This is a genomic window from Streptomyces viridifaciens (assembly GCF_001888885.2).
GTDB lineage: Bacteria > Actinomycetota > Actinomycetes > Streptomycetales > Streptomycetaceae > Kitasatospora > Kitasatospora aureofaciens.
In genome coordinates this window covers 4,812,929-4,837,127 of sequence record NZ_CP090841.1, presented here as the reverse complement: position 1 = coordinate 4,837,127, position 24,199 = coordinate 4,812,929, and the positions used below count along the sequence as shown (strand labels likewise).

Below are 24,199 nucleotides of genomic sequence, written 5' to 3'. Positions count from 1 at the left end.
CGCGCCTGGTGCCCGTCACGCCGCTGGCGGGGCCATGAGCGGTCGCGCCGGGAAAGGTTGCCTCGACGGAGGCCGCGCAGAGCGCGCGCGAACTCGCCGGCTCTGGGGTTCGTGCGGCCGCCGTCTCCCTCGGGCCCTGGGCCCGCGCTGCGGGACGCATCCGGTTCGACCGGTCGGGAGGACTCAAAACCAGCCATGGCTCACGGCTCTTCGTGGGAGAGGGGCCGACAGGAGAGGACAACGCTGCCCGGGGAGCAGGCCCGCCCACGGGATGACGTCGGTCTGCGCCGCGCAGCACCGTATGTGACCTGTTCCTTTCAGAGTACGACGGGCGCGGGGCCCAGCCCAGCGGCGAAGCCCTGGAGCATCGTTGTTCCCGCCAAAGGGGGATGCGCCCGCCGGGGCCGTGCGCCCTGTTCGCAGGCGATCGCGCCCCCTCCAGAACGGAGGTTCTAAGGAGCTTGACTGAGCGGGCCGGGCGGCGCAACAGGCCCACGGGACACCGTGACCGGACTGTCATGGATTGGCGACGATCCGTTGCGGGACGTCGCGAACCGTCACGCCCCGCAAGCCCCGACCTGCCCTTCCGTCCCACCGGTCCCACGCCGTCGATCGGGCGTCCGGGCCCTTTCAGCCACTTGGTGCGGCTTCGCGACGCGGTCTGGCATTTGCCAGGTGCATAGGCGCGGGCGCTGGCACCATGCTCGGCATGCCCCTGCTCCTGTTCGACCTCGACAACACGCTGCTCCCCCGGGACGCCGCCTTCCGGGCCTGGGCGCAGGACTTCCTGTCCGAACACCGCCTACCACCCCGCGACCTCGACTGGTTCGTCACCCTCGACGGCGGCGGCTACGTGCCGCGCAGCACCGTACTGTCCGCCGTCCGGCGCCGCTACGGCCTGGACGCCTCCGTCGACTTCCTGCTCGCGCACTTCCGACGCGGCATCAACTCGCACATCCACTGCCCGGCCCGCCACATCGAGGCGCTGCGGACGGCGCGGGCGGCCGGGTGGACCCTCGGGATCGTCTCCAACGGCGGCACCCGACCGCAGTTGGAGAAGATCCGGCGGACCGGGCTGGGGCCGCTGGTCGACGGCTGGGTGATCTCGGAGGAGGCCGACTGCGTCAAGCCGGACCCGTTGATCTTCGAGATAGCCGCCAGGCGGTGCGGCATCCGACCGGTCGGGGACTGGACGGCGCACACCTGGATGGTCGGGGATCACGCGCCCGCCGACATCGCGGGTGCCGAACTGGCCGGGTTGCGCAGCGTCTGGCTGCACCACGGCCGGCCGTGGGCGGAGAACGGCTACCGGCCGACGCTGAAGGCGGCCGGTCTGCCGGAGGCCGTGGGCCTGGTGCTGGCCGCACGCAACGCTCCCTCGGTCCGCCCCGGCGTCCGGGAGGGAGGACTTCCGGGAGTCCTTCCGGCAGCCCTTCCAGCGGCCCTTCCAGCGGTCCTTCCGGCGGCCCTGCCGATGGGCCTTCCGACGGTCCGGCGGGACGGGGCGGGCCGGCAACAGGCGGCGGGGGCACCGGTGCGCGCGACGGCGCCGCTCGGCGCACGGTCCGGCGTACGTCCGGCGGTGGCCGCCCCGGAGGGCCCGAACGCGCCCGTTGCCCTGAACGCCGGACCGGCGGCCGCCTCGGCTTCCGGAGCGGAGTTCGGTGTCCGAAACCGATCAGGCGAGTTTGCCGTGATCGCCGACGGCCTCCCGGATGAAGGGGAGCCGAGGGAGTCCAGGGCCAGGACGGGCGGTGGCCCGCGGACGGACAGCGGGACGGACCCGGGCGTGGACGGCGGCCGGACAGCCGCGCTGGCGCGGCCAACACCCCTGCGCACAGTCGCTGGTGGGACCGGCGGTGCCAGTGGGACCAACGGGACCGACAGGACCGGACCTGCCAGGACCGTCTTCGCCGCAGAGCCGAGCGCCGTGACACCGCTCGCAGCCGCGCTCACCGAACCGCTCACCGCAGCGGTCGCCCGGTAACGGCCGCTCGGGCCCGGTCGGTCGGGCCCGGTCGGTCGCGGCCCTGGGCACGACGCCGCCGTTCAACCGCCCAGTGAGGTGCGGCTCCACCAGCAGGTGGGGCCCTGCCCGGTGAACCCGAGCTTGCGGTAGACCGGTTCGCCGACCGAAGTGGCGACCAGGGTGGCCGGGCGGTCCGGGTGGGCGTGGGCCAGGGCGGTCCGCAGCACCGCGCGGGCCACTCCCCGCCCGCGCTGGTCGGGGAGGGTGGCGACCCAGTACACGCCGGTGACGACCCCGTCGTCGTAGGTGAGGCAGGCACCCGCCGGTACGCCGTCGACCCGGGCGGTCCAGGCCCGGCAGCCGGTTTGGCGCAGCAACTCCTCGGGGAGCGCGTCGCCGCGGGTCCAGGGCTGTCGGGCGGGCAACGGGAAGCCGTCCACAATGATCCGCTCGACCAGCGCGAAGGTGTCGCCGTCCAACACCTCATCGACCGTCAGGATGCCGCCGCCGTAGGCCGGTGAAACGACGGACAGTCCGGTGGAGGGGGATCCGGTGGGCAGTCCGGTGACGGCCGGTTCGGCGAGCGCGCCCTCGACCGGTCCCGGTTCGCGGGCCATCACCGGCATGATCGGCATCCGGACGGCGCCGAAGCGGCTGAGGTCGAGCCCCTGGTGCGGGTCCTCCAGGGTGAAGCGGACGGTCTCCCATGCGGCCATCAGGTCTGCCAACTGAACCTCCACCTCTGCCGGTTCGGCGTAGGGGCGGGTGACCAGGAAGCGTTGCGAGTCGTCCGGGGTGCGGGCGCAGCGGACCGCGGTGAGACCCGGCCGGACGTGGGACTGCCAGCCGTGCGCACGGGCTTGGGCGAGCCAGAAGGCGGCGGCGTTGTCGTTGGCCTGTTCGAGCCGGCTGTCGGTGTTCACGGCAGGACCGTAGCCCGGCAGCGGAGAGGCCGGTCCGACCGCCCCGACGCTGGCCGGATGAAGCCTGGGAGGCGCACGGACGGCGCTCGTGCGCCCTGCCGTGCACCGCCGATTTTCGGTCAATTTCTCGCCGCTCCCATCACCTTGGGCAAATCCGCAGCCCAGACCCGCCGACCGGGCGCCCGGAAGCCGGACGCCCCAGGAGCCGTCCCGCGACAACCAGCCACCGTTGCACCGGCCCTCTTCCCAGAAGGGTCGACGGGTGCCACGCTTCGTGATCGAATGCATCACGCCAAATTGCCATGTCGACATAGCGTCGGATGGTGAACTTGTCACAACGGCAACGGTCCACCCGATAGATTTCGATCTTGGCCAGCAGTGCCGCACCACCCACACCACACCACCGAGGGGGCTTGAGCGCCTTGAGCAGGGTGAGCAGGAGCGACGCGGGTCCTGACAGCGGCCAGGCGCCGACCGGCACCGTGAGCCGGTCCGCGAGAAGCACCGGCACCTCCGCGATCGCCGCCACCACCCGCACCTCCGGCATCCCGAGCAGCTCGGGCCCCGCCTCGCACTCCCCCTATCCGGCCGTACCGGTCGCCGCCGGCCACGCCCCCGGAGACCAGGGAGGCCCCTCGCACGGCGTTCCGGCGCACAGCGGCCCCGGCTCCGGCCTCGGTGGCCCAACGCCGTACGGTGCGGCGCAGTCGGCCCAGGGCGGACAGCCCAACCACTCCGGACCGTCCGTCAGCCGAGGCCCCGTCAGCCCCGCCCAGGCCTACGGCAGCACGGTCCAGCCCTACGGCGGCGACTTCCCCGGCCACGTGGGACACGTGGGACACGCGGCACACGCGGGTCACCCAGCACAGCAGGCACATGGGAGCCCCGCAGCCCACTCGGGACACCCCGCCTACCCCGGCCACCCCGCCTACTCCGCCGCCGGCGCGGCCCCGGGGCTGAACGGCGCCGGCGCCGGCCCGCTCGGCGGCCTCGCCCTGGGCGCCGCTCCCGGCCACGGCCCGCTGGGCCACGGCGGACCGAGCGGCAGCGGCTCCCCGTCCGCCCTGGCGACGGCCGGTGCCCCGCGCAAGCTGTCCGGCCGCCGCCGCCGCGAGACGGTCGCGGTACTGATCTTCGGCGGCGCACCGATCTTCGAGAGCTCCATCCCCCTGTCGGTCTTCGGCGTGGACCGCCAGGACGCCGGGGTCCCCCGCTACCGGCTGCTGGTCTGCGCCGGTGAGGAGGGCCCGCTGGCCACCACCGGCGGCCTGACCCTCTCCGCGCCCTACGGTCTGGAGGCCCTCGCCCGCGCCGGGACGATCGTCGTACCGGCCTGGCGCTCGATCTCCCAGCCGCCGCCGGTCGAGGCGATCACCGCCCTGCGCAAGGCCCACCACGAGGGCGCGCGGATCATCGGACTGTGCACCGGCGCCTTCGTGCTCGCCGCGGCCGGTCTGCTGGACGGCCGCCCGGCGACCACCCACTGGATGTACGCGCCGACCCTGGCCAAGCGCTACCCGCGGGTGCACGTCGACCCGCGCGAGCTCTTCGTGGACGACGGCGACGTGCTGACCTCGGCCGGTACCGCCGCCGGGATCGACCTGTGCCTGCACGTGGTGCGCAGCGACCACGGCGCCGAGGCCGCCAACGCGCTGGCCCGCCGCCTGGTGGTGCCCAGCCGCCGCAGCGGCGGCGGACAGGCCCAGTACATCGATCAGTCTTTACCGGAGGAGATCGGCAACGACCCTCTGGCCGAGGTGGTCACCTGGGCGCTGGAGAACCTCAACCAGCAGTTCGACGTCGAGGTGCTGGCGGCGCGCGCCTACATGAGCCGGCGCACCTTCGACCGCCGCTTCCGCACGCTCACCGGCAGTGCCCCGCTGCAGTGGCTGATCACCCAGCGGGTGCTCCAGGCGCAGCGGCTGCTGGAGACCTCCGAGCTGTCGGTGGACGACGTGGCGCGCCGGTGCGGGTTCCGTTCGCCGGTCGCGCTGCGCGGGCACTTCCGCCGCCAGCTCGGGGTCTCCCCGGCCGCGTACCGGACCAGCTACCGGGCACGCCGCCCCGGGCAGCAGTCGCCGACCCCGGCCGGGGCTCACGGCGACCTCCGGCTGCCCGGAGCCCTGCCGCACCCGGCGGTCGCCGCGGCCGCCTCCACCGCGGGCGGCGGGCCGTACGGCGGTGCGGGTCACGGCGGTGCGGGTCACGGCGGACAGCAGGCGCACCCGTTCCCGGCCGGTCCGGGGTCGCAGGCGCCGGGCGGCCAGCCGGGCCACGGCCAGCACGTCGGACACGGGCAGCCGGTGCCGCACGGACAGGCCGGTCCGTACGGTCCGGGGCAGGCCGGGACGCCGGCCGGCCAGGGCCTCCACGCCCGCGCGGGCCAGCCGTACCCGCACCAGCAGGCCTCCCAGCAACCGCACCCCGGGCAGCAGGGTGCGGCGCGCGGGCCGGTGAGGTCGCCGCTGGTCCCGCCGCAGGCCGGTTCGGGTGCGGGGCGTCCGCCGCGCACCGCCGAGCACGCGGCGGCCGAGGACGGTCACCCCCAGCCGGGGGCGCGCGGCCAGGGCCAGGGGCACCGCAGCACGGTCGAGCGCCCCGGTGACGACCCGGGTACGGCCGGGCGCGCACACGGTGCGCCGACCGGCCGGGGGGTGCCGTCCGGCGCCGCCGGGCAGCCGGCGGCCGGGGCGGGCGAGCCGCGGGGCCGGCAGTCGCGGGCGCCACAGGTCCGGGCCCCGGGCGCACGGGCCACCGCCGCGGACGGCGGACGGGCTGCGCGCGAGGCCCGTTCCGGGCGGGACGGCCACGCGGTCCGCACCGGCCGGGAGGGCGAGCATCCGGACGGCCACGGCACGCACGACGGGGCGGAGGAGCACCAGGCCGAGGCCTGCGCTCCGGCACCCCGCTCGGCTCCACCGGTCCCCGCAGCGCGTGATCGCGCCGTAGGGTGAGGTGCGTGAATGACCGTTTGGTATGGATCGACTGTGAAATGACCGGCCTCGACCTCGACCGGGACGCCCTGGTCGAGGTCGCGGTGCTGGTGACGGACTCCGAGCTGAACATCCTCGGCGAGGGCGTGGACGTCATCATCCGCCCGCCCGTGGAGGCTCTGGCGAACATGCCGGAGGTGGTGCGCGTGATGCACACCACCTCCGGCCTGCTGGAGGAGCTGGAGCAGGGCGTGACCCTGGCCGAGGCGGAGGAGCGGGTCCTCGCGTACGTGCGCGAGCACGTGCCGGAGGCCGGGAAGACGCCGCTGTGCGGCAACTCGGTGGCCACCGACCGCGGCTTCCTGGCCCGGGACATGCCGACCCTGGAGAGGCACCTGCACTACCGGATCGTGGACGTCTCCTCGATCAAGGAGCTGGCCCGCCGCTGGTACCCGAAGGCGTACTACAACAGCCCGCCGAAGGGCGGGAACCACCGGGCGCTCGCGGACATCCGCGAGAGCATCGACGAACTGCGGTACTACCGCGAGGCGGTGTTCGTCCCGCAGCCCGGGCCGGACGCCGACACCGCGCGTGCCATCGCCGAGAAGTACCGGGCCGCGGCCGACTGATCCAGGTCGGCCGCGGGGCCCTCGCGGGGTCGGAGGGGGTGCCACCGTTCGCCGGAACGAAACCCTGGCGCGAGCACCCTCTCGGATCCTGTAGAGTTCTTCCTGTCGGAACGGGAACGCGAGAGCGGGAACGGACCGGACAGATGGTGGGTGTAGCTCAGTTGGTAGAGCACCTGGTTGTGGTCCAGGTGGCCGCGGGTTCGAGTCCCGTCACTCACCCCAGAGCCCGAGGGGCCGATCTCTTCAAGAGATCGGCCCCTCGGGCGTTTTCGCGTTGCCTCAGTTGTGGGCGGCGGCCCGGGTTTTCCGGTCGGCCCCTGCCGCAACAAGCTACCGGCTAGTAACATCGTCGCCATGACCACTCCTTCGATCGGCCAGATGCTCGACGCCACCGTGCCGATGGCGCACACTCTCAAGCTGGAGTACCTGGAGACCACCCCGGAGCGCGCCGTGCTCCGGCTGCCCGACCAGCCCGCGTACCACAACCACGTCGGCGGCCCGCACGCCGGCGCGATGTTCACCCTCGCCGAGTCCGCCAGCGGCTGCATCGTGCTCGCCGCCTTCGGGGACCAGCTGTCCCGGGCCGTGCCGCTCGCCGTGAACGCCGAGATCGCCTACAAGAAGCTGGCCATGGGCGAGGTCACCGCCACCGCCGTGCTCGGCCGCCCGGCCACCGAGGTCGTCGCCGAGCTGGACGCCGGTGGCCGCCCCGAGTTCCCGGTCACCGTGGAGATCACCCGCGCCGACGGCGCCGTCACCGGTGTGATGACGGTCACCTGGACCCTGCGTCCCAACTCCTGACCGCCACGCGGTCGGTGGCCCCGGGAGCGCCCTTCCGGGGCCAACCGCGCGATGACTGTCCGTGACGGCGGGCGTGACCTCGACGTCAGCCCGCTCGTTCTCAACTCACGTGCGAGCCAATCACGCGACCGAGCCCCAGGAACCGGCCCCCCGCGGCGTCGCCGGAGCCCGACGGACCGTCGCCCGATGGCTGCGCCGCCCCCGCTCCGTCGCCGCCTGCGGAGCCCTGCTCGCACAACTCTGGGCCGCCGGCGCCCCCAGCGCGTACGCCGCGCCTGCCGAGCCGCCGTCCAGGCAGCCCGGGCCCGCCGTCTCCCGCACCCTGCACGACGCACCCGCGCTCGACGGCCCGTCAGCCGTCCGCCCCGTCGAACCGGGGCGGCGGGGCGCCGCCGGAGACGGCCGCTCCCCCGGACTCGTCGGGGAACGGGCCGACGGCGGGCCGGCCGACGGGGCCGCCGCCGCGGTCGGTGACGTCCTCCAGGAGCGCATCCGGGCCGGTGGTCTCCCGCTGCCCGGCCAGGGGGCGGCCGTCCCCGACGCCTTCGCCCTCGCCTCCGGCCTGCTCGGCACCGCCCCCGCCGAGGGCCGTTCTACCGGGACCCGCGCCTCCCGCGAGGGCGAACCCGGCACGCTGCCCGCCACCTCCCGGCCCCGCTCCGGCTCGGCCGACCAGGGCCGCCCGGCCCCGTCCGAGACGGCCGGGACCACCGCGGTCCGGGACGCGGCGGCCGACGAGGGGCCCGCCTCCGCGGAACCCGCCGGCACCGCGGGGAACGCGCAGGAGGCCGTGGCCCCGGGCGCACCGGCTGCCGCACCGGCGGGCGCGGGGACGCCCGAGGCGCTCGCCCTCGCCGACACGGCGTCCGGGGCGGCCGGGGCGGCCGGCGCGGCCACCGCGACCGCGGTGCTCGCCCCCATCGCCGCCGGGCTGCTGCTCACCGGCGCGGCGATGTGCAAGCACCGGGGGCTGCCGCGCGGGCACTGAGCAGCGCGGGTGCGGATGCGGGTGCGAGCGCGGATGCGGGGGCGGGGGATCGTTGCCACGCGGGGCAGCTCGAGGGCCGGACTCAGGCTCCGGGGGCCAGTTCCACTTCCAGCAGCGGGAGTTCCCGCCCGGGTATCGAGCCGGAGGGGGTGCTGCCGATGCGGGTCGCGCCCATCGCCAGGTAGAAGGGCTCGGCGTTCGGGTCGGAATCGATGGTGAGGCGGCGCAGGCCGGCGGCCCGGGCCTGCTCCCGAACGTGCTCGAACAGCGCCCGGCCGATGCCGCCGCCGATCCGGTCGGGCTCGACGAAGAGCATGGCCAGCTCACCGGACGGTGCGGCACCGGTCAGCACGGCGAAGCCCAGCACCCGGCCGCCGTCCTCGGCCACCACCGTCGACGCCCGTTCCACGGCGGCGGCGTCCAGAGTCAGCTCCTCGCGGCACGCGGCCATGAAGGCCTCGTCGTAGCCCCAGTACGCCTTGGCCCGCAGGGCGATGCCGGTGAGCAGGCCGGCTTCGTCCGGGCAGGCGGGTCGGATGTGCATGCCGTCCCCTCACGTCGACAGCCGGACTCCCGCGGCCACTGTGCGCCGCAACTCGGTCGTCCGCAAACGGTTTTACGGCGCGTGCGGAAGGAGCCTACCGCCGTCAGCGGAAGACGCCCGGCGGCGGCGACGGCGAGGGGGCGGCCGTGGCGTCGGTGGCCGGGGTGGCGCCGGCGGTGAAGTCGGTGAGGGCGCGGCCGTGTTCGACCCGGCCGTGGGAGGAGTCGGAGGCGACCCGGCGGGTGAGGTCGGCGATCGGGAGCGGGGTGTGGGCGGCGGCCAGGACGAGGTTGCCGAAGCGCTTGCCGCGCAGCACGGCGGGGTCCGCGGTCAGGCACAGTTCGGGGAAGACCGCGCCGAGGGTGGCGACCTGGGAGCGGGCGAAGGGCAGGGCGCCGCCGTCGGCGATGTTGGCGGTGTACCAGCCGCCGGGCGCGAGGGCGCGGGCCGCGAGGGTGGTGAACTCGACCGTGGTGCAGTGGGCCGGGGTGCGGGCGCCGGAGAAGACGTCGGTGATGACCAGGTCGACGCTGCCCTCGGGAGTGCGTTCCAGCACGCTGCGGGCGTCCGCGCCGCGCACCTTGATCTGCCAGCCGCGCTCCAACGGGAGTTCGGTGCGGACCAGTTCGGTGAGTGCGGTGTCGATCTCGGCGACCTGCTGGCGCGAGCGCGGCCGGGTGGCGGCCACGTAGCGGGCCAGGGTGAGGGCGCCGCCGCCCAGGTGCAGGACGGTCAGCGGGCGCCCGGGCGGGGCGACCAGGTCGATCAGGTGGCCGAGCCGGCGCTGGTACTCGAAACCCAGGTGGGTGGGGTCGGCGAGGTCGACCAGGGACTGCGGGGCACCGTCGATCAGTAGCGACCAGGCGTGCGGGCGGTCGCGGTCGGGGCGCAGTTCGGCCAGGCCGGAGCCGACCGGGCGGGTGAGCGGGCCCTGGGCGTGGCCGCGGCCGTCCGGCCCGGTGGTGAGCGCCGGTTCAGGGCTGCGCGCGGCCCTGTTGCTTCGTCCCATGTCGGCCATTATCGCCGCCGACGGGGCCGCACCCCCAGGTCAGGGGCGTGCTGCGGGGATCCGGCCGGAGGCAGGGGGCCCGGCCGGGTCCGCGCGGCACGCCCGCTAGAACGGGCCGAGGCCGCCGGCGGTGAGCGTGCAGGCGGCCTCGCAGAGGGCGGAGCGGAGCACCCAGGCGTCGGTGGGGCGGGCGGCGCGACCGGCGCCGGACGGCGGGATGACCCAGCGCGGGTCGGTGGCGGCGGGCACCAGGGCGCCGGCCGTACAGGAGGTGCCGGGCAGGTGCCAGGTCTCCCAGGTGCCGGCCGGGACGAGGAAGGCGACGGTGCTGCCGTTGCGGCTCTGCAGGACGGCCCCGCAGGCGCGGCGCAGCCGCAGGATGTCGACGGCCTCCAGGCCGTGCCGCAGGGCGACCGTCACGGTGTCGCGGTCGGTGACGAGGGTGTCCTCGGCCGGGACGGCGTACTCCCGGCGCGGACCGCCGCAGGAGCCGCGGCCGCCCTCGACCGGGCCCCGGCCGGGGACCCCCTCGTCGGCCGGATCCGGCAGCAGGGCCGGGGAGGCGGCGGCGAGCACGCTCCCGGCGACGGGTCGGTGCTGCGGCAGTCCGGTGGCCATCGCGGGCCCTCCTGTACCTCGTCGGGTCGGAAGCACTGCCGCCGCGGGTGGGGGCCGCGGGGCGGGGACGGGCCGGGGACGGCCTGGGCTTCCACGTACCAGGACAACGCGGCAGGAACACCGAAGGCCACGGGGCGCCTTACAGCAAGGCATGGCATTTCATGGCGGATACCCGGCAACAACGACCGCTTCGCCCGGGATTGTCCGCTGATGTCCCGCCAACCCCATGTGTCCGGCCGGTGACTCCGAGTACTCTCGGCGCCATGGCAGCCACCCCACCGGCCGAGCCGAACCGACCGTCCCCCAACACCGTGATGCGCGCACTGCGTGGCGACCGCTCACCCGGCGAGTTCGCCATGGCCGTCCGCCGGGCCGCCCGCGAGATCGGCGAGCACGTGTCCTGCGACGCCCGCTACGTCGGCCGGGTCGAGTCCGGCGAGATCCGCTGCCCCAACTACGCCTACGAGCGGGTCTTCCGGCACATGTGGCCGGGCCGCACGCTCACCGACCTGGGCTTCGCCCCTCGCACCGCCGTCCGCCGCCGTTCGGCGGACGGCACCGGGGAGACCGCGGCCGGGGTGGCCCCACCCGCTCCCCCGCTCCACCCGCCGTTCCCGCCCCTGCCCGCCCCGCGCTCACCTCTCTCCACCCAACTCCCGTACGCTGCCTCGCCGTACGCGGATCCAACCGCTCCGGACGGGCCCCCGCGGCCGAGGGCCGGCGCGGCGCCCCGGGGGCCCGATGGATCGCCCTATCTCGACGAGGAGAACGACGACGTGCGTCGCCGTACGTTCCTGGCCGGCGGCTCGACCGCGCTGGCCACCGTGATCGGCATCGACCGGCCGGCTTCCGCCGCCCAGGTCGCCGGTGCCGGCTTCGGACCGGCCGTAGGCCGCTCCGCCCTCCCCGGTGCGGAGTTCGCCGCGCCCTCGCTGCTCGGCACCGCACCCTCGCTGCTCGGCACCGAGCCGGTGGTGCCCGGCCGGCCGGGGCCGGTGCCGCCGCCGCGCAAGGTCGGCGCCGCCGAGGTGTTCGGCGTCGAACAGGCCGTCCGGGACATCAGACTGGCCGACGACGCGCACGGCGCCGACGCCCTGTACGAACTCGCCGGGCAGTCCCTGCGCAACGCCTACCTGCTGCTCAACGAGGGCGAGTACAGCGCCGAGACCGAGCGTCGGCTCCAGTCGGGGGCCGGTGAACTGGCCATCTCGGTGGGATGGTTGGCACACGACTCGAACCGGCTCGGGGACGCCCGCTCGTTCTACGCGGAGGCGCTCGCCACCGCCCGGATGGCCGGGGACCCGGCACTGGAGGCGCACGTCTTCTGCAACAGCGCCTTCCTGGCCCGGGACGCCGGGCGCCCCCGCGAGGCGCTGCGCGCGGCGCAGGCCGGGCAGTGCGCCGCCCGGGAGCTGGACTCCGCCCGGCTGCTCGCCCTGCTGGCCATGCGCGAGGCCGGCGCCTGGGCCGTGCTGCGGGACCGTTCCGCCTGCGAACGCGCGATCGGCCGGGCGTACTCGCTGTTCGACCGGGGACCGTCCGAGACCGACCCGGAGTGGATGTCCTTCTTCGGCGAGGCCGAGATCGCCGGCCTGCAGTCGCAGTGCTGGTCCGCGCTGGAGGACTGGGACCGCGCCAGCGACCAGGCCGCGCTGGCCATAGCGCTGCAGGAGCCGCACTTCGTCCGCAACCGGGTGCTGTACACCGCCGAACTGGCCCACGACCGGCTCGGCCGGGGGGACCTGGCGGGCGCGGCGCACCACGGCTCGGCCGCCGTGGCCCTGTTCGGCGAGGTGCGCTCGGCCCGGATCCGCAGCATGCTGGCGGACACCGCGGGGCGGTTGCGCCCGCACGTCGCGGTGCCCGAGGTCCGCCGGTTCCTGATCGGCTACGAGCGGGCCGCAGCGGCCTGAGCCGCGTCACGGTCCGTGTCAGTGACCGGACTTGAGCCCGTCCAGGTGGGACAGGTCGTTCCAGATCTCCACCGCCGGGGCGCCGTACTCCCAGGACAGCACGCACAGCGCCGCCGTACCGAGCTTGAACCGCTGGGCGAACTCGGGCGGCAGGCCCAGCCAGCGGGCGGCCAGGATGCGCAGCAGGTGGCCGTGCGCGAACAGCACGATGTCCCGGTCGGCGCAGTGCATGACGGTGGTGTCCGTCTCCGGGACGCCGTGCTCCTCGTTGAGGTCGGCGAGCAGGCCGTCGACCCGGGCGGCCACGTCCGAGAGCTTCTCACCGCCGGGCACTCCGTCGCGCCAGATCAGCCAGCCGGGGTGGTCGGTGGCCCGGATGTCGGCGCCGGTGCGGCCCTCGTACCTGCCGTAGTCCCACTCCATGAGCTCGGGGCGCTCGACGGCGCGGTCGCCGAAGCCGGCCAGTTCGCAGGTCTCCTTGGCGCGGCCGAGCGGGCTGGTGTAGACGAGCGCGTCCGGCAGTCCGTCCCACGGGGCCTTGGCCAGTCGGGCGCCGAGCGCCCGGGCCATCGCCCGGCCCTCCTCGGTCAGCGGGATGTCGGTGCGGCCGGTGTGTTGGCCGGTGGCCGACCACTCGGTCTCGCCGTGGCGGACCAGCACGATTCGGGCGGGCATGGAGAGCTCCTCGCAGCAGGGCGTTCAACGGTCGGTCTCACCCTTGAGCACCGGGCTTCCATGATCCCCCACCCCGGCGGGGGACACGACGCGGGCCCCTGGGACCGGACGGAACCGGCACATCCGGCCGGAAGGGGCCGGTTCCGTCCGGCACCCGGGGCCGGTCCGCACCACGTTGTCGGACCCGGATGCGACACTGGGCCGCACCATGAACGTCTCGACGAACGTCCCGCTCGGCGGGCACGCTGAGCCGCTCGCCCAGCGGCTCGCCGAGCTGCGCGGACCGGCCCCGCAGCGCAGTCTGAACGCCCGCTCCCTCGCCGCCCTGGCCGCCAACCCGGGCTGCCGGCGCCGCGCCGTGCTGGACGCGGCCGGGGTGGACAAGTCCGTGCTGGCCGCCCGGCTCGGCCGGCCCGCCCCCTTCGGACAGTCCCCGTTCGCGATCGCCCGCGGCCTGGTCTTCGAGTCCCGGCTGAAGGCGGACGGTTACGCCGCCCTGCTGGAGCCGCTCCGCGCCCACCTCGGCATCCCCGCGGACGACCGCGCCCCGCTGCTGGTCCCCGACCTGCTGCACCGCTCCGGCCCGGCCGTCCGCGCCGACCGGACGGCCGAGGCGCTGGCCCGGGCCGCCGCAGATCCGGACGCCTGGACGCTGCTGGACCACCCGATGCTGCGGCTCGCCGTGGCCGGCAGCACCGCCTACCTGGAGCCGGACGCCCTGGTGGTGCACGGCGGCCGGTGCACGGTGGTCGAGATCAAGTCCTTCCCGGTCCTGGACGGCGGCGCGGACCCGGCCAAGGTCGGCGCCGCCGCCCGGCAGGCCGCGGTGTACGTGCTGGCGCTCCAGCACGCCGCCGCCGCGGCCGCCGGGCTGCCGCTCGCCGACGACCCGTACACCGAGCAGCGGCTGCCGGGCAGCCCCCGCACCAGCGTGCTGCTGGTCTGCCCGAAGGACTTCGGCAACCGGCCGACCGCGGTCGCCGTCGACGTCCGCCGCGAGCTGGCCACCACCCGCCGCCAGCTGAGCCGGATGACCGGCATCGGCCGGCTGCTGGCGGCACTGCCGCCGGGCACCGACTTCGACCTCGCCACCGACGAGGACGGCGCCCCGGCCCGGAGCACCGAGCAGCTGACCGCCGCGGTCGAGGCGGTGCCCGCCGCCTACAGCCCGGACTGCCTCTCCACCTGCGAACTCGGCTTCCACTGCCGTGCCCGGGCCCGCTGCGACGACCGGGTCGAGCAGCTCGGCCGGGGCGTGCGCGGCGAGCTGGGCAGCATCCGTACGGTCGCCGAGGCGCTGGCCGCCGCATCCGGGGCGGGCACCCCGGACACGGCCGCCCTGGACGCCGACGACACGGACGGCGCGCACGAGGCGGCCGAACGCCTGGCCTACGCCGCCGCCCTGCGCGCGGAAGCACTGGGTACGGGGCACCCGGGTGCGGACCGCCTGGGTACGGAACGAAACCCGGCGGGCGCATGAGCGAGCGCAGCGAGCGAATCATCAAGAGGTGCGGGTGGGCGAATGCCCCTGCCGAGCGAAGCGAGGAGGGCGCATGAGCGAGCGCAGCGAGCGAATCATCAAGAGGTGCGGGTGGGCGAATGCCCCTGCCGAGCGAAGCGAGGAGGGCGCGTGAGTCTCCTGACCACCCTCGCCCGGCTGGAGGCCGTCCGCAGCGGGCGGGCCGAGCCGCTGGCCACCGTCCGGCACCGGCACCTCTCCGAGCGCCCGATGGTGCTCGTCCCGCTGACCGCCGCCGGTGAGTCCGGCGCGCCGCTGGCCGTGATGCTGGGCACCGACCGGGACGCGCCCCGGCTGCACCTGGTGCCGCAGCCGCTCAACCGCACCCTGCGGTTCGACTTCCTGGCCGCGCTGGCCGCCGACCTGCTGCCCTACCTGGAGTCCTTCGGCGAGGACGTCGAGCAGATCGAGGGCTCCGAGAAGGACCCGGAGACCGGCGAGAAGACCCAGGTGTTCCGCGAGCTGTGCACCGACGCGCCGCAGCTGATCGTGCCCAACGCTGCGGGCGTGCACCACCTCGCCCTGATCGGCCGGTCGACCCGTTTCCGCCGCACCGCCGAGGACGCCGAGCCGGGCCCCCACCCGGCGCCGCTACGGGTGCCGCTGCTCGGCCGCTGGCTGACCCACCTCACCGACCGGGCCCAGGTGCCCGGCTCCAGCCTGCTGCTGCCGATGACCGGCCTGCTCGCCCGGCACTGGGCCACCGGCCAGAGCCATCTGGAGGACCAGCACCTGGCGGCCCGGCTGGCCTGGCATTTCCCTCCGCCGGGGCTGACCGGCGCGCAGGCCGCCGAGCTGGCCGAGTCCGAGCGCGACGAGCACGGGCAGCTGGTGCACCCGCCGGCCGGTCCGGCCACCGACCCGGCCTTCGACGCGGGGGTGCTCGCCCCGGCGATCGCCCGTTACGACGCGGCCGTCAACGCCCTGCAGCACAGCACCGAGCAGGGCGACGAGGCCGCTGCCGAGCACGCCCGGGCGGCCGTCCGCTCGGCCGTCGAACACCTGGAGCGGGCGTTGCGGGCCGTCCTGCTGCCCACCTGGCGGGACGTCTGGCAGGGCCTGGACCTGCTGCGCACCCTGCCCCCGGCCGGGCACCTGGAGGAGCGCTGGACCGGCGACCGCTGGTCCTACACCGGCCACCGGGACCGCCTCGCGGCCGGCGAGCCGCCGCAACCCCGGCAGGACGACGCCGTCACCGCGGCCCGCAAGCTCGCCCAGCGCGAGCGCGAGCAGGCCCGGCTGGACGTCCAGGAGGCGCTGGACGATCCGCTGGCGATGGCCGAGCACCGGTTGTCCGGTGAGGCGTTCAGCGGGGTGGTGACCGAGGTGGTGCTGGAGTACGACACCACCGGCCGCTCCCCCAAGCCGCGCCCGCTGGTCACCCTGCGCACCGCCGACCGCCCGCACGCCGACCTCGGCCGGGAGGCGCACCGGGTGCACGGCCCGTCCGCGCAGAAGGCGCGGATCGTGGCGGTCGACCCGGCCGAGGGCACCGTCACCCTGCGGGTGCTGTCCGGCATGGGCCGCAAGAAGGAGCCCGAGCCGGGCAGCCTGCCGGAGCCCGGCGAGCCGGTCACCTTCACCCTGTTCGAGTTGACGGTCCGCCAGTCGGCGCCGCTTCCGGAGCCGGACGACACCCCGTGGACCCACGGCGGCCCGCCCGGCACCGCGCCCGTCGCCGGCCCGTCCGCCACCGGCCCGTCGGCCACCGTCGCTGCCTCCGAGGATTGGGAATGATGAGCGAGCAGCCCCCGGGTGCGGCGGCCGACGCCGCCGTGGCCCGCATCCTGGCGGCCACCGTCCACCCGTCGGCCGGTGCGCCGCGCGGTGTGGTGGTGGACTCCCCGCCCGGAGCCGGGAAGTCGACCCTAGTGGTGCGGGCCGCCCGCGAGCTGGTGGCGGCCGGTGAACGGCTGATGATCGTCGCCCAGACCAACGGCCAGGTGGACGACCTGGTGGGCCGGCTGGCCGAGAAGGCACCGGAGTTGACGATCGGCCGACTGCACGCGGCGGACTCCCGGCCCGGGCCGGAGGTGCTCCGGCACGCCAACGTCACGCCCTCCGACAAGGTCGCCGACCTGGTCGAGCAGGACGTGGTGATCTCGACCTCCGCCAAGTGGCAGTGGGTGCGGGCCGAGGCGCCGTGGCGGCACGCGATCGTCGACGAGGCGTACCAGATGCGCTCGGACGCGCTGCTCGCGGTGGCCCGGCTGTTCGAGCGGGCACTGTTCGTCGGCGACCCGGGCCAGCTGGACCCGTTCACCGTGGTCGGCACCGAGCAGTGGGCGGGCCTGTCCTACGACCCGTCCAGCAGCGCCGTGGTCACCATGCTGGCGCACAACCCGCAGATCGAGCCGCACCGGCTGCCGGTCTCCTGGCGGCTGCCGGCCAGCGCGGCGCCGCTGATCTCGCGGGCGTTCTACCCGTACACGCCGTTCCGCTCCGGCACCGGCCCGGAGGACCGCCGGCTGACCCCGGCCGTCCGCCCGGACGGCTCGGCGCTGGACGCGGTGATCGACCGGGCGGCCGAGCACGGCTGGGCGCTGCTGGAGCTGCCCGCCCGGCACACCGTACGGACCGACCCGCAGGCGGTGGCGGCCGTCGCGGCCACCGTACGGCGGCTGCTGGAGCGCGGGCTGACCGCCCGGTCCGAGCAGGGCGAGGCCCCGCTCACCGCGGACCGGATCGCCGTCGGCACCGCGCACCGGGACCAGGCGGCGGCCGTCCGGGCGGCCCTGCTCAAGGTGGGGGTGCCGGTGGACGGCACGACCGGGCCGGCCGTCACGGTGGACACCGCCAACCGGCTGCAGGGCCGGGAGTACGACGTCACCGTGGTGCTGCACCCGCTCTCCGGACGCCCCGACGCGACGGCCTTCCACCTGGAGACCGGCCGGCTCTGCGTGCTCGCCTCCCGGCACCGGCACGCCTGCATCGTGGTCGCCCGGGCCGGGATCGCCGAGCTGCTGGACGAACACCCCTCCACCGAGCCGGTGCAGTTGGGCGTCCCGGTGGCCTTCCCGGACGGCTGGGAGGCCAATCACCAGGTCCTCGAGCACCTGAGCGGCCACCGGGTCCACCTGCGGTAGTGCCGGTGGACCCGGCCCGGTGGTCAGTCCTCGGTCTCGCACACCGCGAAGGCGACCACGGACCCGCGCTCGGCCTGGGCGCTCCAGCCGGTCGCGTCGGCGGTCGGCCCGTTGGCGCGCACCGGTCCGGCCGCGTCGGGCTGGAGCCGGTAGCCGCCGCCGGTCAGGTGGGTGCCGGCCGGGCAGGTCGCGGTCGAGGCGCCGCCCGGGCCGCTCGGCGCCCCGGTGACGACCTTGGCGGTCTCGGCGGCGAAGGCGGGCACGGCGGGTGCGGCGGCCACGGTGGCCGCGGCCGCGGTCAGGACGGCGGCGGCCAGCAGGAGGCCGGTGAACGGTGCGCGCATGGGGTGCTCCCGGTGCGGTGAGGGCTTTCGGTGGACGACTTGCACAGAGCACAACCGGTTCGCATGCGATCTGGAAGCGCGGCGCCCGGAGCACTCCTCGGGCGCGCGCCCGGGAATAGCGCCCGCACGCGCACCGTTCCGCTACCGGCCGCCGCCGCGAGACAATGGACGACGGCCACAACCGGGCGGTGCGGCCCGGAGCAGCCCGCCCGCCTTCCCTCACCCGAGACCCCGGAGGTGTCCGTCCATGCCCGACTCCCCCGCCGAGACGCCCGAGCCCCCCAGGCGCCAGCGCCCCGCGCAGCTCCTGTTCGAGCCGCAGTCCGCCGAACCGGAGCCGGAACGATTCTTCGACCTGGAGTCGATCGACGACCCCGCGGAGCTGCTGCGCCGCTCCACCGAACTGGCCCTGGCCTTCCGGGCCGCCGCCGAGCGGGCCACCGACTTCCAGGCCGTCGCCGCCGCACAGCTCGCGGACCCGCGCCGGTTCGACGCGCTCTCGAACACCGAGATCGCCGAGCGGGCGGACTGGACCCCGGACTACGCCGCCAAGATGATCGAGTACGGCCGCGGCCTGCTCCAGCCGCGCCGGCACGAGGACTGACCCGCCGCGAGGACCGGTCCCTGGCATATGCCAGCGGCGGAGGGTACGCGATCGCCCGCCGACCTGTCCGGTGAACCGCGCTTTCCGCCCCATCGGGACCGCGCACGGCGCAGGCTGCTGGGCGTGGACATCTGGACGCAACAGTCGGTGGAGTACGTCTCCGCGGCCGGGGAGGCCTGGCTCGCCTCCGCGAGCGAGTTCCCGCGCGGCATGCGCGCCCTCTGGGAGGCCCGTCCGTGGGCGCCCTCGGTACTGCCCTGCGGGCGGGCCTTCGACGTGATCAGCATGCCGTCGCTGTTCGGCCGCCGGGTGCTGGACGAGCTGTGGGCCTCCGGCCCCGGCTGCGGCCCGGTCGCGGGCTACCGGGGGCGCACCCTGCTGTTCGTCCAGCCCGGCGCGGCGCCCCGGCTGCGCCGACTGCTGGCCTGGGAGGAGTGGGCCCGGGACGTGCCGCCGCTGCTCTGCCACGGCCGGGGCGACGCGGTGACGGTGCCGCCGCTGCAGCGGATGGTGCACGGCCCGGACTCCCCCGGCCAGGGCTCGGGCCGCTGGATCGTCGCCCCCGACGAGCGGGAGCCCTGGCTGCCCGGGGCCTCGGTGGTGCTCTGGGCCTGCGTACGGGCGGCGCGCGAGCCCGGCGTGGGCGTTCCGGCCGAGCCGGTCGTCGTGACGGGCGGGTGAACGGAAGGCGACCGGTATTCGATTTTGGCTCGGACGCGGGCCGCTGCTAGAGTCTTCTCTGTCAGCAGGCGCCGCTAGCTCAGTTGGTTAGAGCAGCTGACTCTTAATCAGCGGGTCCGGGGTTCGAGTCCCTGGCGGCGCACAGACAGCCGGAAGGCCCTTCGCTCTCGCGAAGGGCCTTCCGGCGTTTTCCGCCCGGGCACCGAACTGGGGCGGACGAGCCGGACCGCCCGCCGGAGCGGACGGCCCGGCCGGGGTTCAGCGGCCGCGCAGCGAGCGGTAGCGGGCGACCAGCTCGGCGGTGGAGCTGTCCAGCTGCTCGCCGCCCTCGCCGGTGAGCAGCACCGGCTCGATCCGCTTGGCGAGCACCTTGCCCAGCTCGACGCCCCATTGGTCGAAGGAGTCGATGTTCCAGACCGCGCCCTGGACGAACACCTTGTGCTCGTACAGCGCGACCAGCTGGCCCAGCACCGAGGGGGTCAGCTCGGCGGCCAGGATGGTGGTGGTCGGGTGGTTGCCCTTGAAGGTCTTGTGCGGGACGAGCTCGGCCGGCACGCCCTCGGCGGCGACCTCCTCCGGGGTCTTGCCGAAGGCCAGCGCCTGGGTCTGGGCGAAGAAGTTGGCCAGCAGCAGGTCGTGCTGGGCGACCAGGCCGGGGAGCAGGTCGGCGACCGGCTTGGCGAAGCCGATGAAGTCGGCCGGGATGACCTTCGTGCCCTGGTGCAGCAGCTGGTAGTAGGCGTGCTGGCCGTTGGTGCCGGGGGTGCCCCAGACCACCGGGCCGGTCTGCCAGCCGACCGGGGTGCCGTCGCGGGTCACCGACTTGCCGTTGGACTCCATGTCCAGCTGCTGGAGGTAGGCCGTGAACTTGGACAGGTAGTGCGAGTAGGGCAGCACCGCGTGCGCCTGGGCGTCGAAGAACGCGCCGTACCAGACGCCCAGCAGGCCGAGCAGCAGCGGGACGTTCTGCTCCGGCGGGGCGGTGCGGAAGTGCTCGTCGACCAGGTGGAAGCCGTCCAGCATCTCGCGGAAGGCGTCCGGGCCGATGGCGATCATCAGTGAGAGGCCGATCGCCGAGTCGTAGGAGTAGCGGCCGCCGACCCAGTCCCAGAACTCGAACATGTTGGCGGTGTCGATGCCGAAGTCCTGCACGCCCTGGGCGTTGGTGGACAGCGCGACGAAGTGCTTGGCCACCGCCTCGGTGCCGGCGCCCAGGCCGTCGAGCAGCCAGGACCGCGCGGAGACCGCGTTGGTGATGGTCTCGATGGTGGTGAAGGTCTTCGAGGCGACGATGAACAGGGTCTCGGCCGGGTCGAGGTCGCGGACCGCCTCGTGCAGGTCGGCGCCGTCCACGTTGGACACGAAGCGGACGTCCAGGTCGCGCTTGGTGTACGGGCGGAGCACCTCGTAGGCCATCGCCGGGCCGAGGTCCGAGCCGCCGATGCCGATGTTGACCACGGTGCGGATCGGCTTGCCGGTGTGGCCCTTCCACTCGCCGCTGCGGACCCGGTCGGCGAAGGCCGCCATCTTGTCCAGGACGGCGTGCACCTCCGGGACGACGTTGACGCCGTCGACCTCGATCACGGCGTCGCGCGGGGCCCGCAGCGCGGTGTGCAGGACGGCGCGCCCCTCGGTGATGTTGATCTTCTCGCCGCGGAACATGGCGTCCCGCAGCTCGGCGACGCCGGTGGCGGCGGCGAGGTCGCGCAGCAGCTCCAGCGTCTCGTCGGTGACCAGGTGCTTGGCGTAGTCCACGTGCAGGTCGCCGACCTGGAGGGTGTGGGTGCGGCCGCGCTCGGGGTCGGCGGCGAACAGCTCGCGCAGGTGGGTCTCGCCCAGCTCGGACCGGTGCTTGGCCAGGGCGGCCCACTGCGGGGTGCGGTCGAGCGGGGTGCGGGCGTCGGCGCGGGTCTCCGACATCGGTGGGTCCTCGATTCATCTGGGTGCAGAAACCGGCAGGGCCAGGCGTGAGGGTGTGTTCGCGAGGTCGTGGCGGTACTGGTGGTGCGCCGACTCCGTTGACGGCCTGCCCGGGTTCAGCCTATGCAACCCCGGAGGGCGTCGCGCACATTCCGACCGGCGCGCGCGGACTGCCCGTCACTTCCGTTCCGAGCGCAGGTCCAGTCCGCGCAGCACCTGGTCGACCAGTTCGGGGTCGGCGCCGAGCTCGCTGCGTGCGGCGAGCATCTCGCGCCGGGAGGCGGCGATCATCTCCTGCTCGACCTCCGCCGCGGCCCGCCACTGGGCGAGGCGCTGCCTGGCCTCGGCGGCCTCCTCCTCGGCGTACTTCTCCGGGCAGAGCCGGGCCAGCCGGTCGTGCTGACGGTCCCGCAGGCGGTCGGCGAGCTCGGCGGGCAGCCGGTCCTGCTCCTCCAGTTCGCCGAGCCGCTTGAGCCCGGCCTTGGCGGCCCGCCACCAGAGTTCGCGCACGGCCTGCTCGTGGCGGTCCTGGTCGATGTCCAGCTTGAGGCGCTTGGCCAGCCAGGGCAGGGTCAGGCCCTGGACCAGCAGGGTGAACAGCACCACGCTGAAGGCGATGAAGACCAGCCGGCCGCGCTCCGGGAAGTCCGCGCCGGAGTGCAGGGTGAGCGGGATGGCGAGGGCCAGGGCGACGGTGGCCACGCCGCGCATGCCGGACCACCAGAGGACCACGCTCTCCTTCCAGCTGAACGGGGTGTCCTCGTCGTCGCCCTTGCGCACCTTCTTCGACAGCCAGCCGGCGGGCAGCAGCCAGAGCAGCCGGACCAGCACCACGACCGCGATGACCACGGCGGCGTCGCCGAGGAAGCCGGTCCAGCCGCGGCCGGCCTCCGCGAGCACGGTGGCCAGCTCCAGGCCGATCAGGCCGAAGGCGACCCCGGTGATCAGGATCTCGACCACCTCCCAGAAGGCGTTGCCGACCAACCGGTAGGAGACGGCGTCGGCGTCGGCGGCCCGCTCGGCGAGGTAGAGCGCGCAGATCACCACGGCGAGCACGCCGGAGCCGTGGATCTCCTCGGCGAGGGTGTAGGCGGCGAAGGGCACCAGCAGGTTGAGCGCGACCTGCTGGGTCGGGTCGTCCAGGCGTTCGGCGAGCCTGGCGTTCACCCAGCCGAGCCCGACGCCGACGACGACGGCGAGCACCGCGGACAGCACGAAGCGCAGCGCGGCGTCGCCGACCGAGAAGTCGCCGCTGACCATCGCCTCGATGGACAGGGAGTAGATGACGATCGCCGTGACGTCGTTGAACAGGCCCTCGCTCTCCAGGATGGCCACCAGGCGCCGGGGCAGCCCGATGCTGCCGGCCACCGCGACGGCGGCCACCGGGTCGGGCGGGGAGACCAGCGCGCCGAGCGCGATCGCGGCGGCCAGCGGCAGCGCGGGCAGCAGCCAGTGCACGGTGCCGGCCACGGCGATCGTGGTGACCACCACCAGGGCGACGGCCAGCAGCAGGATCGAGCGGGCGTTGGCCTTGAAATAGCGGACCGAGGAGCGCCGGGCGACGGCGAAGATCAACGGCGGCAGGACCAGCGGGAGGATCAGCGCGGGCTGGATCTCGACGTTGGGGATCTGCGGGACGAGCGCCATGACGATGCCGAGCAGGGTCATCAGGACCGGTTGCGGCACGCCCGTCCTGCGGGCGAGTGGCATCGTCACCACGGAGGCGAGCAGCACCAGGAAGAACAGGGGCAGCTGGCCCACGGGGAAGTTCCTCTCGACGGCGGATCGACGGCGGATCGGCGGCGGATCGACGGCGGACGGCTGAGCGCCGCCCAGGATAAATCTGACAATGCGCCCATAGGTGAGGACACACCGAACGGGCGCTTGACCTCAAGCGCACTTCAAGTTCGAGGATCGGGGGCGTTGAGCGGCGGAGCGACGAGAGGAGCACCCATGAAGGCGGTCACCGTACCGGGGCCCGGCGGTCCGGAGGCCCTGCGGGTCACCGAGGTGCCCGACCCCGAGCCCGGCGCGGGGGAGGTCCGGGTGCGGGTGTACGCCGCCGGGGTGCAGCCGGTGGACCTCGCGATCCGGGAGGGCTTCCGTCCGCCGGGGATGACGGCCGAGCCGCCGTTCGTCCTCGGCAACGAGTTCGCCGGAGTGGTGGACCGGCTGGGGCCCGGCGTCGACGGTCGGCGGGTCGGCGACCAGGTGCTGGGCTTCCGGCTGCTGGGCTGCCAGGCCGAGCTGGTCGCGGTGGACGCCGCCCAGCTGGTGGCCAAGCCCGCCGGGATGCCCTGGGAGCAGGCCGGCGCGCTCTCCGCTTCCGGCCAGACCGCCCACCTGGCGCTCACCCTGCTCGGGGTCGGCCCCGGCGACACCGTGCTGGTGCACGGCGCCGCGGGCGGGGTCGGCACCGTCGCCGTCCAGCTCGCCCGGGCCTGGGGCGCCACCGTGATCGGCACCGCGAGCGAGCGCAACCACGACTACCTGCGGGAGCTGGGCGCCGTCCCGGTCACGTACGGCGAGGGCCTGGTCGAGCGGGTCCGGGCGGTCGCGCCGCAGGGAGTGGACGCGGCCTTCGACGCCGCGGGGCGGGGCGCCCTGGCGGCCTCCGTCGAACTGGTCGCCGACCGGGACCGGATCGGCACCGTGGTCGACTACCCGGAGGCCGAACGGCTGGGCGTCCGGGGACTGCGGGGGCCGCGCACGGCCGAGCGGCTGGCCGAGCTGGTGCGGCTGTGGGAGGCGGGCGGGCTCAGGCTGGAGATCGCCGAGACGCTGCCGCTGGAGAAGGCCGAGGAGGCGCACCGGCTGGTCGCGACCGGCCACGTCAGGGGCAAGGTGGTGCTCACCGCCTGATGCCCCCGGGGCCGTCCGGGCCGATTGTGTGTTTCGGCCGCTGACCAGGTAATGTTCTCCACGTCAGCAGGCGCCGCTAGCTCAGTTGGTTAGAGCAGCTGACTCTTAATCAGCGGGTCCGGGGTTCGAGTCCCTGGCGGCGCACAGACAGCCGGAAGGCCCTTCGCGAGAGTGGAGGGCC

19 protein-coding genes, 3 tRNA genes and 1 pseudogene are annotated in these 24,199 nt (G+C 74.9%); 15 read left to right on the top strand and 8 right to left on the bottom strand.

The annotated features are described in order from the left end of the window. Nucleotides 1-709: 709 nt before the first annotated feature. Nucleotides 710-1,987, top strand: a complete 1,278-nt coding sequence (locus BOQ63_RS28840) for an HAD family hydrolase (protein ID WP_197697993.1) — start codon at nt 710-712, stop codon at nt 1,985-1,987. 62 nt (nt 1,988-2,049) lie between these two features. On the opposite strand, the gene BOQ63_RS28835 is transcribed toward BOQ63_RS28840, so the two are convergent. After that, nucleotides 2,050-2,892, bottom strand: a complete 843-nt coding sequence (locus BOQ63_RS28835; protein ID WP_072655198.1) for a GNAT family N-acetyltransferase — start codon at nt 2,890-2,892, stop codon at nt 2,050-2,052. 1,064 nt (nt 2,893-3,956) lie between these two features. On the opposite strand from BOQ63_RS28835, the pseudogene BOQ63_RS28830 reads away from it, so the two are divergent. From BOQ63_RS28830 to BOQ63_RS28810, 5 genes and pseudogenes are all read left to right on the top strand, one after another. Further along, nucleotides 3,957-4,965, top strand: a pseudogene (locus BOQ63_RS28830) (helix-turn-helix domain-containing protein); the annotation flags it as partial. Nucleotides 4,966-5,851: 886 nt separating this feature from the next. After that, nucleotides 5,852-6,454, top strand: coding sequence for an oligoribonuclease (orn, locus tag BOQ63_RS28825; RefSeq protein WP_030290017.1), 603 nt, complete (start codon nt 5,852-5,854; stop codon nt 6,452-6,454). Between the two features lie 146 nt (nt 6,455-6,600). Continuing rightward, nucleotides 6,601-6,676, top strand: a tRNA-His gene (locus BOQ63_RS28820). Between the two features lie 132 nt (nt 6,677-6,808). Next, the gene (locus BOQ63_RS28815; protein ID WP_033353998.1) at nt 6,809-7,255 is read left to right on the top strand and encodes a DUF4442 domain-containing protein; all 447 of its coding nucleotides are present in this window, start codon (nt 6,809-6,811) and stop codon (nt 7,253-7,255) included. A 109-nt stretch (nt 7,256-7,364) separates the two neighbouring features. Then, nucleotides 7,365-8,243 (top strand): hypothetical protein, encoded by an 879-nt coding sequence (locus BOQ63_RS28810; protein WP_150476159.1) that lies wholly within the window; start codon nt 7,365-7,367, stop codon nt 8,241-8,243. A gap of 82 nt (nt 8,244-8,325) precedes the next feature. Here BOQ63_RS28810 and BOQ63_RS28805 read toward each other — a convergent pair whose 3' ends face one another. From BOQ63_RS28805 to BOQ63_RS28795, 3 genes are all read right to left on the bottom strand, one after another. After that, entirely contained in the window at nt 8,326-8,787 is a 462-nt protein-coding gene (locus tag BOQ63_RS28805; RefSeq protein ID WP_030556887.1) for a GNAT family N-acetyltransferase, read from the bottom strand. A 103-nt stretch (nt 8,788-8,890) separates the two neighbouring features. Then, a complete protein-coding gene (locus BOQ63_RS28800; protein WP_223886061.1) occupies nt 8,891-9,796 on the bottom strand; it encodes a spermidine synthase in 906 nt (301 codons plus the stop codon). A 105-nt stretch (nt 9,797-9,901) separates the two neighbouring features. Continuing rightward, nucleotides 9,902-10,414: a hypothetical protein gene (locus BOQ63_RS28795; RefSeq protein WP_050366775.1), complete on the bottom strand. Its 513-nt coding sequence runs from the start codon at nt 10,412-10,414 to the stop codon at nt 9,902-9,904. Between the two features lie 263 nt (nt 10,415-10,677). Here BOQ63_RS28795 and BOQ63_RS28790 point away from each other — a divergent pair, with 263 nt between their 5' ends. Then, nucleotides 10,678-12,327 carry an NsdA family TPR-like regulatory protein gene (locus BOQ63_RS28790; protein WP_072655197.1) on the top strand — a complete coding sequence of 550 codons (1,650 nt, stop codon included), beginning with the start codon at nt 10,678-10,680 and terminating at the stop codon, nt 12,325-12,327. 18 nt (nt 12,328-12,345) lie between these two features. On the opposite strand, the gene BOQ63_RS28785 is transcribed toward BOQ63_RS28790, so the two are convergent. Then, on the bottom strand, nt 12,346-13,002 hold the full coding sequence (locus BOQ63_RS28785) for a histidine phosphatase family protein (protein ID WP_030290026.1): 657 nt from the start codon (nt 13,000-13,002) through the stop codon (nt 12,346-12,348). Between the two features lie 208 nt (nt 13,003-13,210). Between BOQ63_RS28785 and BOQ63_RS28780 the strand changes: the two genes are divergently transcribed. The 3 genes from BOQ63_RS28780 to BOQ63_RS28770 all read left to right on the top strand — a co-directional run bounded on the left by BOQ63_RS28780 (nt 13,211) and on the right by BOQ63_RS28770 (nt 17,607). After that, the gene (locus BOQ63_RS28780; RefSeq protein WP_150476157.1) at nt 13,211-14,482 is read left to right on the top strand and encodes a hypothetical protein; all 1,272 of its coding nucleotides are present in this window, start codon (nt 13,211-13,213) and stop codon (nt 14,480-14,482) included. Between the two features lie 150 nt (nt 14,483-14,632). After that, nucleotides 14,633-16,258 carry a hypothetical protein gene (locus tag BOQ63_RS28775; protein ID WP_046386770.1) on the top strand — a complete coding sequence of 542 codons (1,626 nt, stop codon included), beginning with the start codon at nt 14,633-14,635 and terminating at the stop codon, nt 16,256-16,258. Then, a complete protein-coding gene (locus BOQ63_RS28770) occupies nt 16,255-17,607 on the top strand; it encodes an AAA family ATPase (RefSeq protein ID WP_030290029.1) in 1,353 nt (450 codons plus the stop codon). The genes BOQ63_RS28775 and BOQ63_RS28770 overlap by 4 nt, the downstream gene beginning before the upstream one ends. Before the next feature lie 23 nt (nt 17,608-17,630). Here BOQ63_RS28770 and BOQ63_RS28765 read toward each other — a convergent pair whose 3' ends face one another. Then, nucleotides 17,631-17,951 carry a hypothetical protein gene (locus BOQ63_RS28765; protein ID WP_030290030.1) on the bottom strand — a complete coding sequence of 107 codons (321 nt, stop codon included), beginning with the start codon at nt 17,949-17,951 and terminating at the stop codon, nt 17,631-17,633. A gap of 247 nt (nt 17,952-18,198) precedes the next feature. Between BOQ63_RS28765 and BOQ63_RS28760 the strand changes: the two genes are divergently transcribed. The 3 genes from BOQ63_RS28760 (at nt 18,199) to BOQ63_RS28750 (ending at nt 19,378) form a co-directional block, all read left to right on the top strand. After that, complete coding sequence (locus BOQ63_RS28760) at nt 18,199-18,555, top strand: DUF8844 domain-containing protein (protein WP_030290031.1); 357 nt, start codon at nt 18,199-18,201, stop codon at nt 18,553-18,555. A 123-nt stretch (nt 18,556-18,678) separates the two neighbouring features. Next, nucleotides 18,679-19,236 (top strand): bifunctional DNA primase/polymerase, encoded by a 558-nt coding sequence (locus tag BOQ63_RS28755; RefSeq protein WP_046386769.1) that lies wholly within the window; start codon nt 18,679-18,681, stop codon nt 19,234-19,236. 68 nt (nt 19,237-19,304) lie between these two features. Continuing rightward, a tRNA-Lys gene (locus tag BOQ63_RS28750) sits at nt 19,305-19,378 on the top strand. A gap of 116 nt (nt 19,379-19,494) precedes the next feature. Here BOQ63_RS28750 and pgi read toward each other — a convergent pair. Further along, nucleotides 19,495-21,156, bottom strand: a complete 1,662-nt coding sequence (gene pgi, locus BOQ63_RS28745) for a glucose-6-phosphate isomerase (protein ID WP_030290033.1) — start codon at nt 21,154-21,156, stop codon at nt 19,495-19,497. A gap of 177 nt (nt 21,157-21,333) precedes the next feature. Further along, a complete protein-coding gene (locus BOQ63_RS28740) occupies nt 21,334-22,917 on the bottom strand; it encodes a Na+/H+ antiporter (protein ID WP_030290034.1) in 1,584 nt (527 codons plus the stop codon). A gap of 192 nt (nt 22,918-23,109) precedes the next feature. On the opposite strand from BOQ63_RS28740, the gene BOQ63_RS28735 reads away from it, so the two are divergent. Both BOQ63_RS28735 and BOQ63_RS28730 read left to right on the top strand, forming a co-directional pair. After that, entirely contained in the window at nt 23,110-24,018 is a 909-nt protein-coding gene (locus BOQ63_RS28735; protein ID WP_030290035.1) for an NADP-dependent oxidoreductase, read from the top strand. 70 nt (nt 24,019-24,088) lie between these two features. Continuing rightward, nucleotides 24,089-24,162, top strand: a tRNA-Lys gene (locus tag BOQ63_RS28730). Nucleotides 24,163-24,199: the final 37 nt, after the last annotated feature.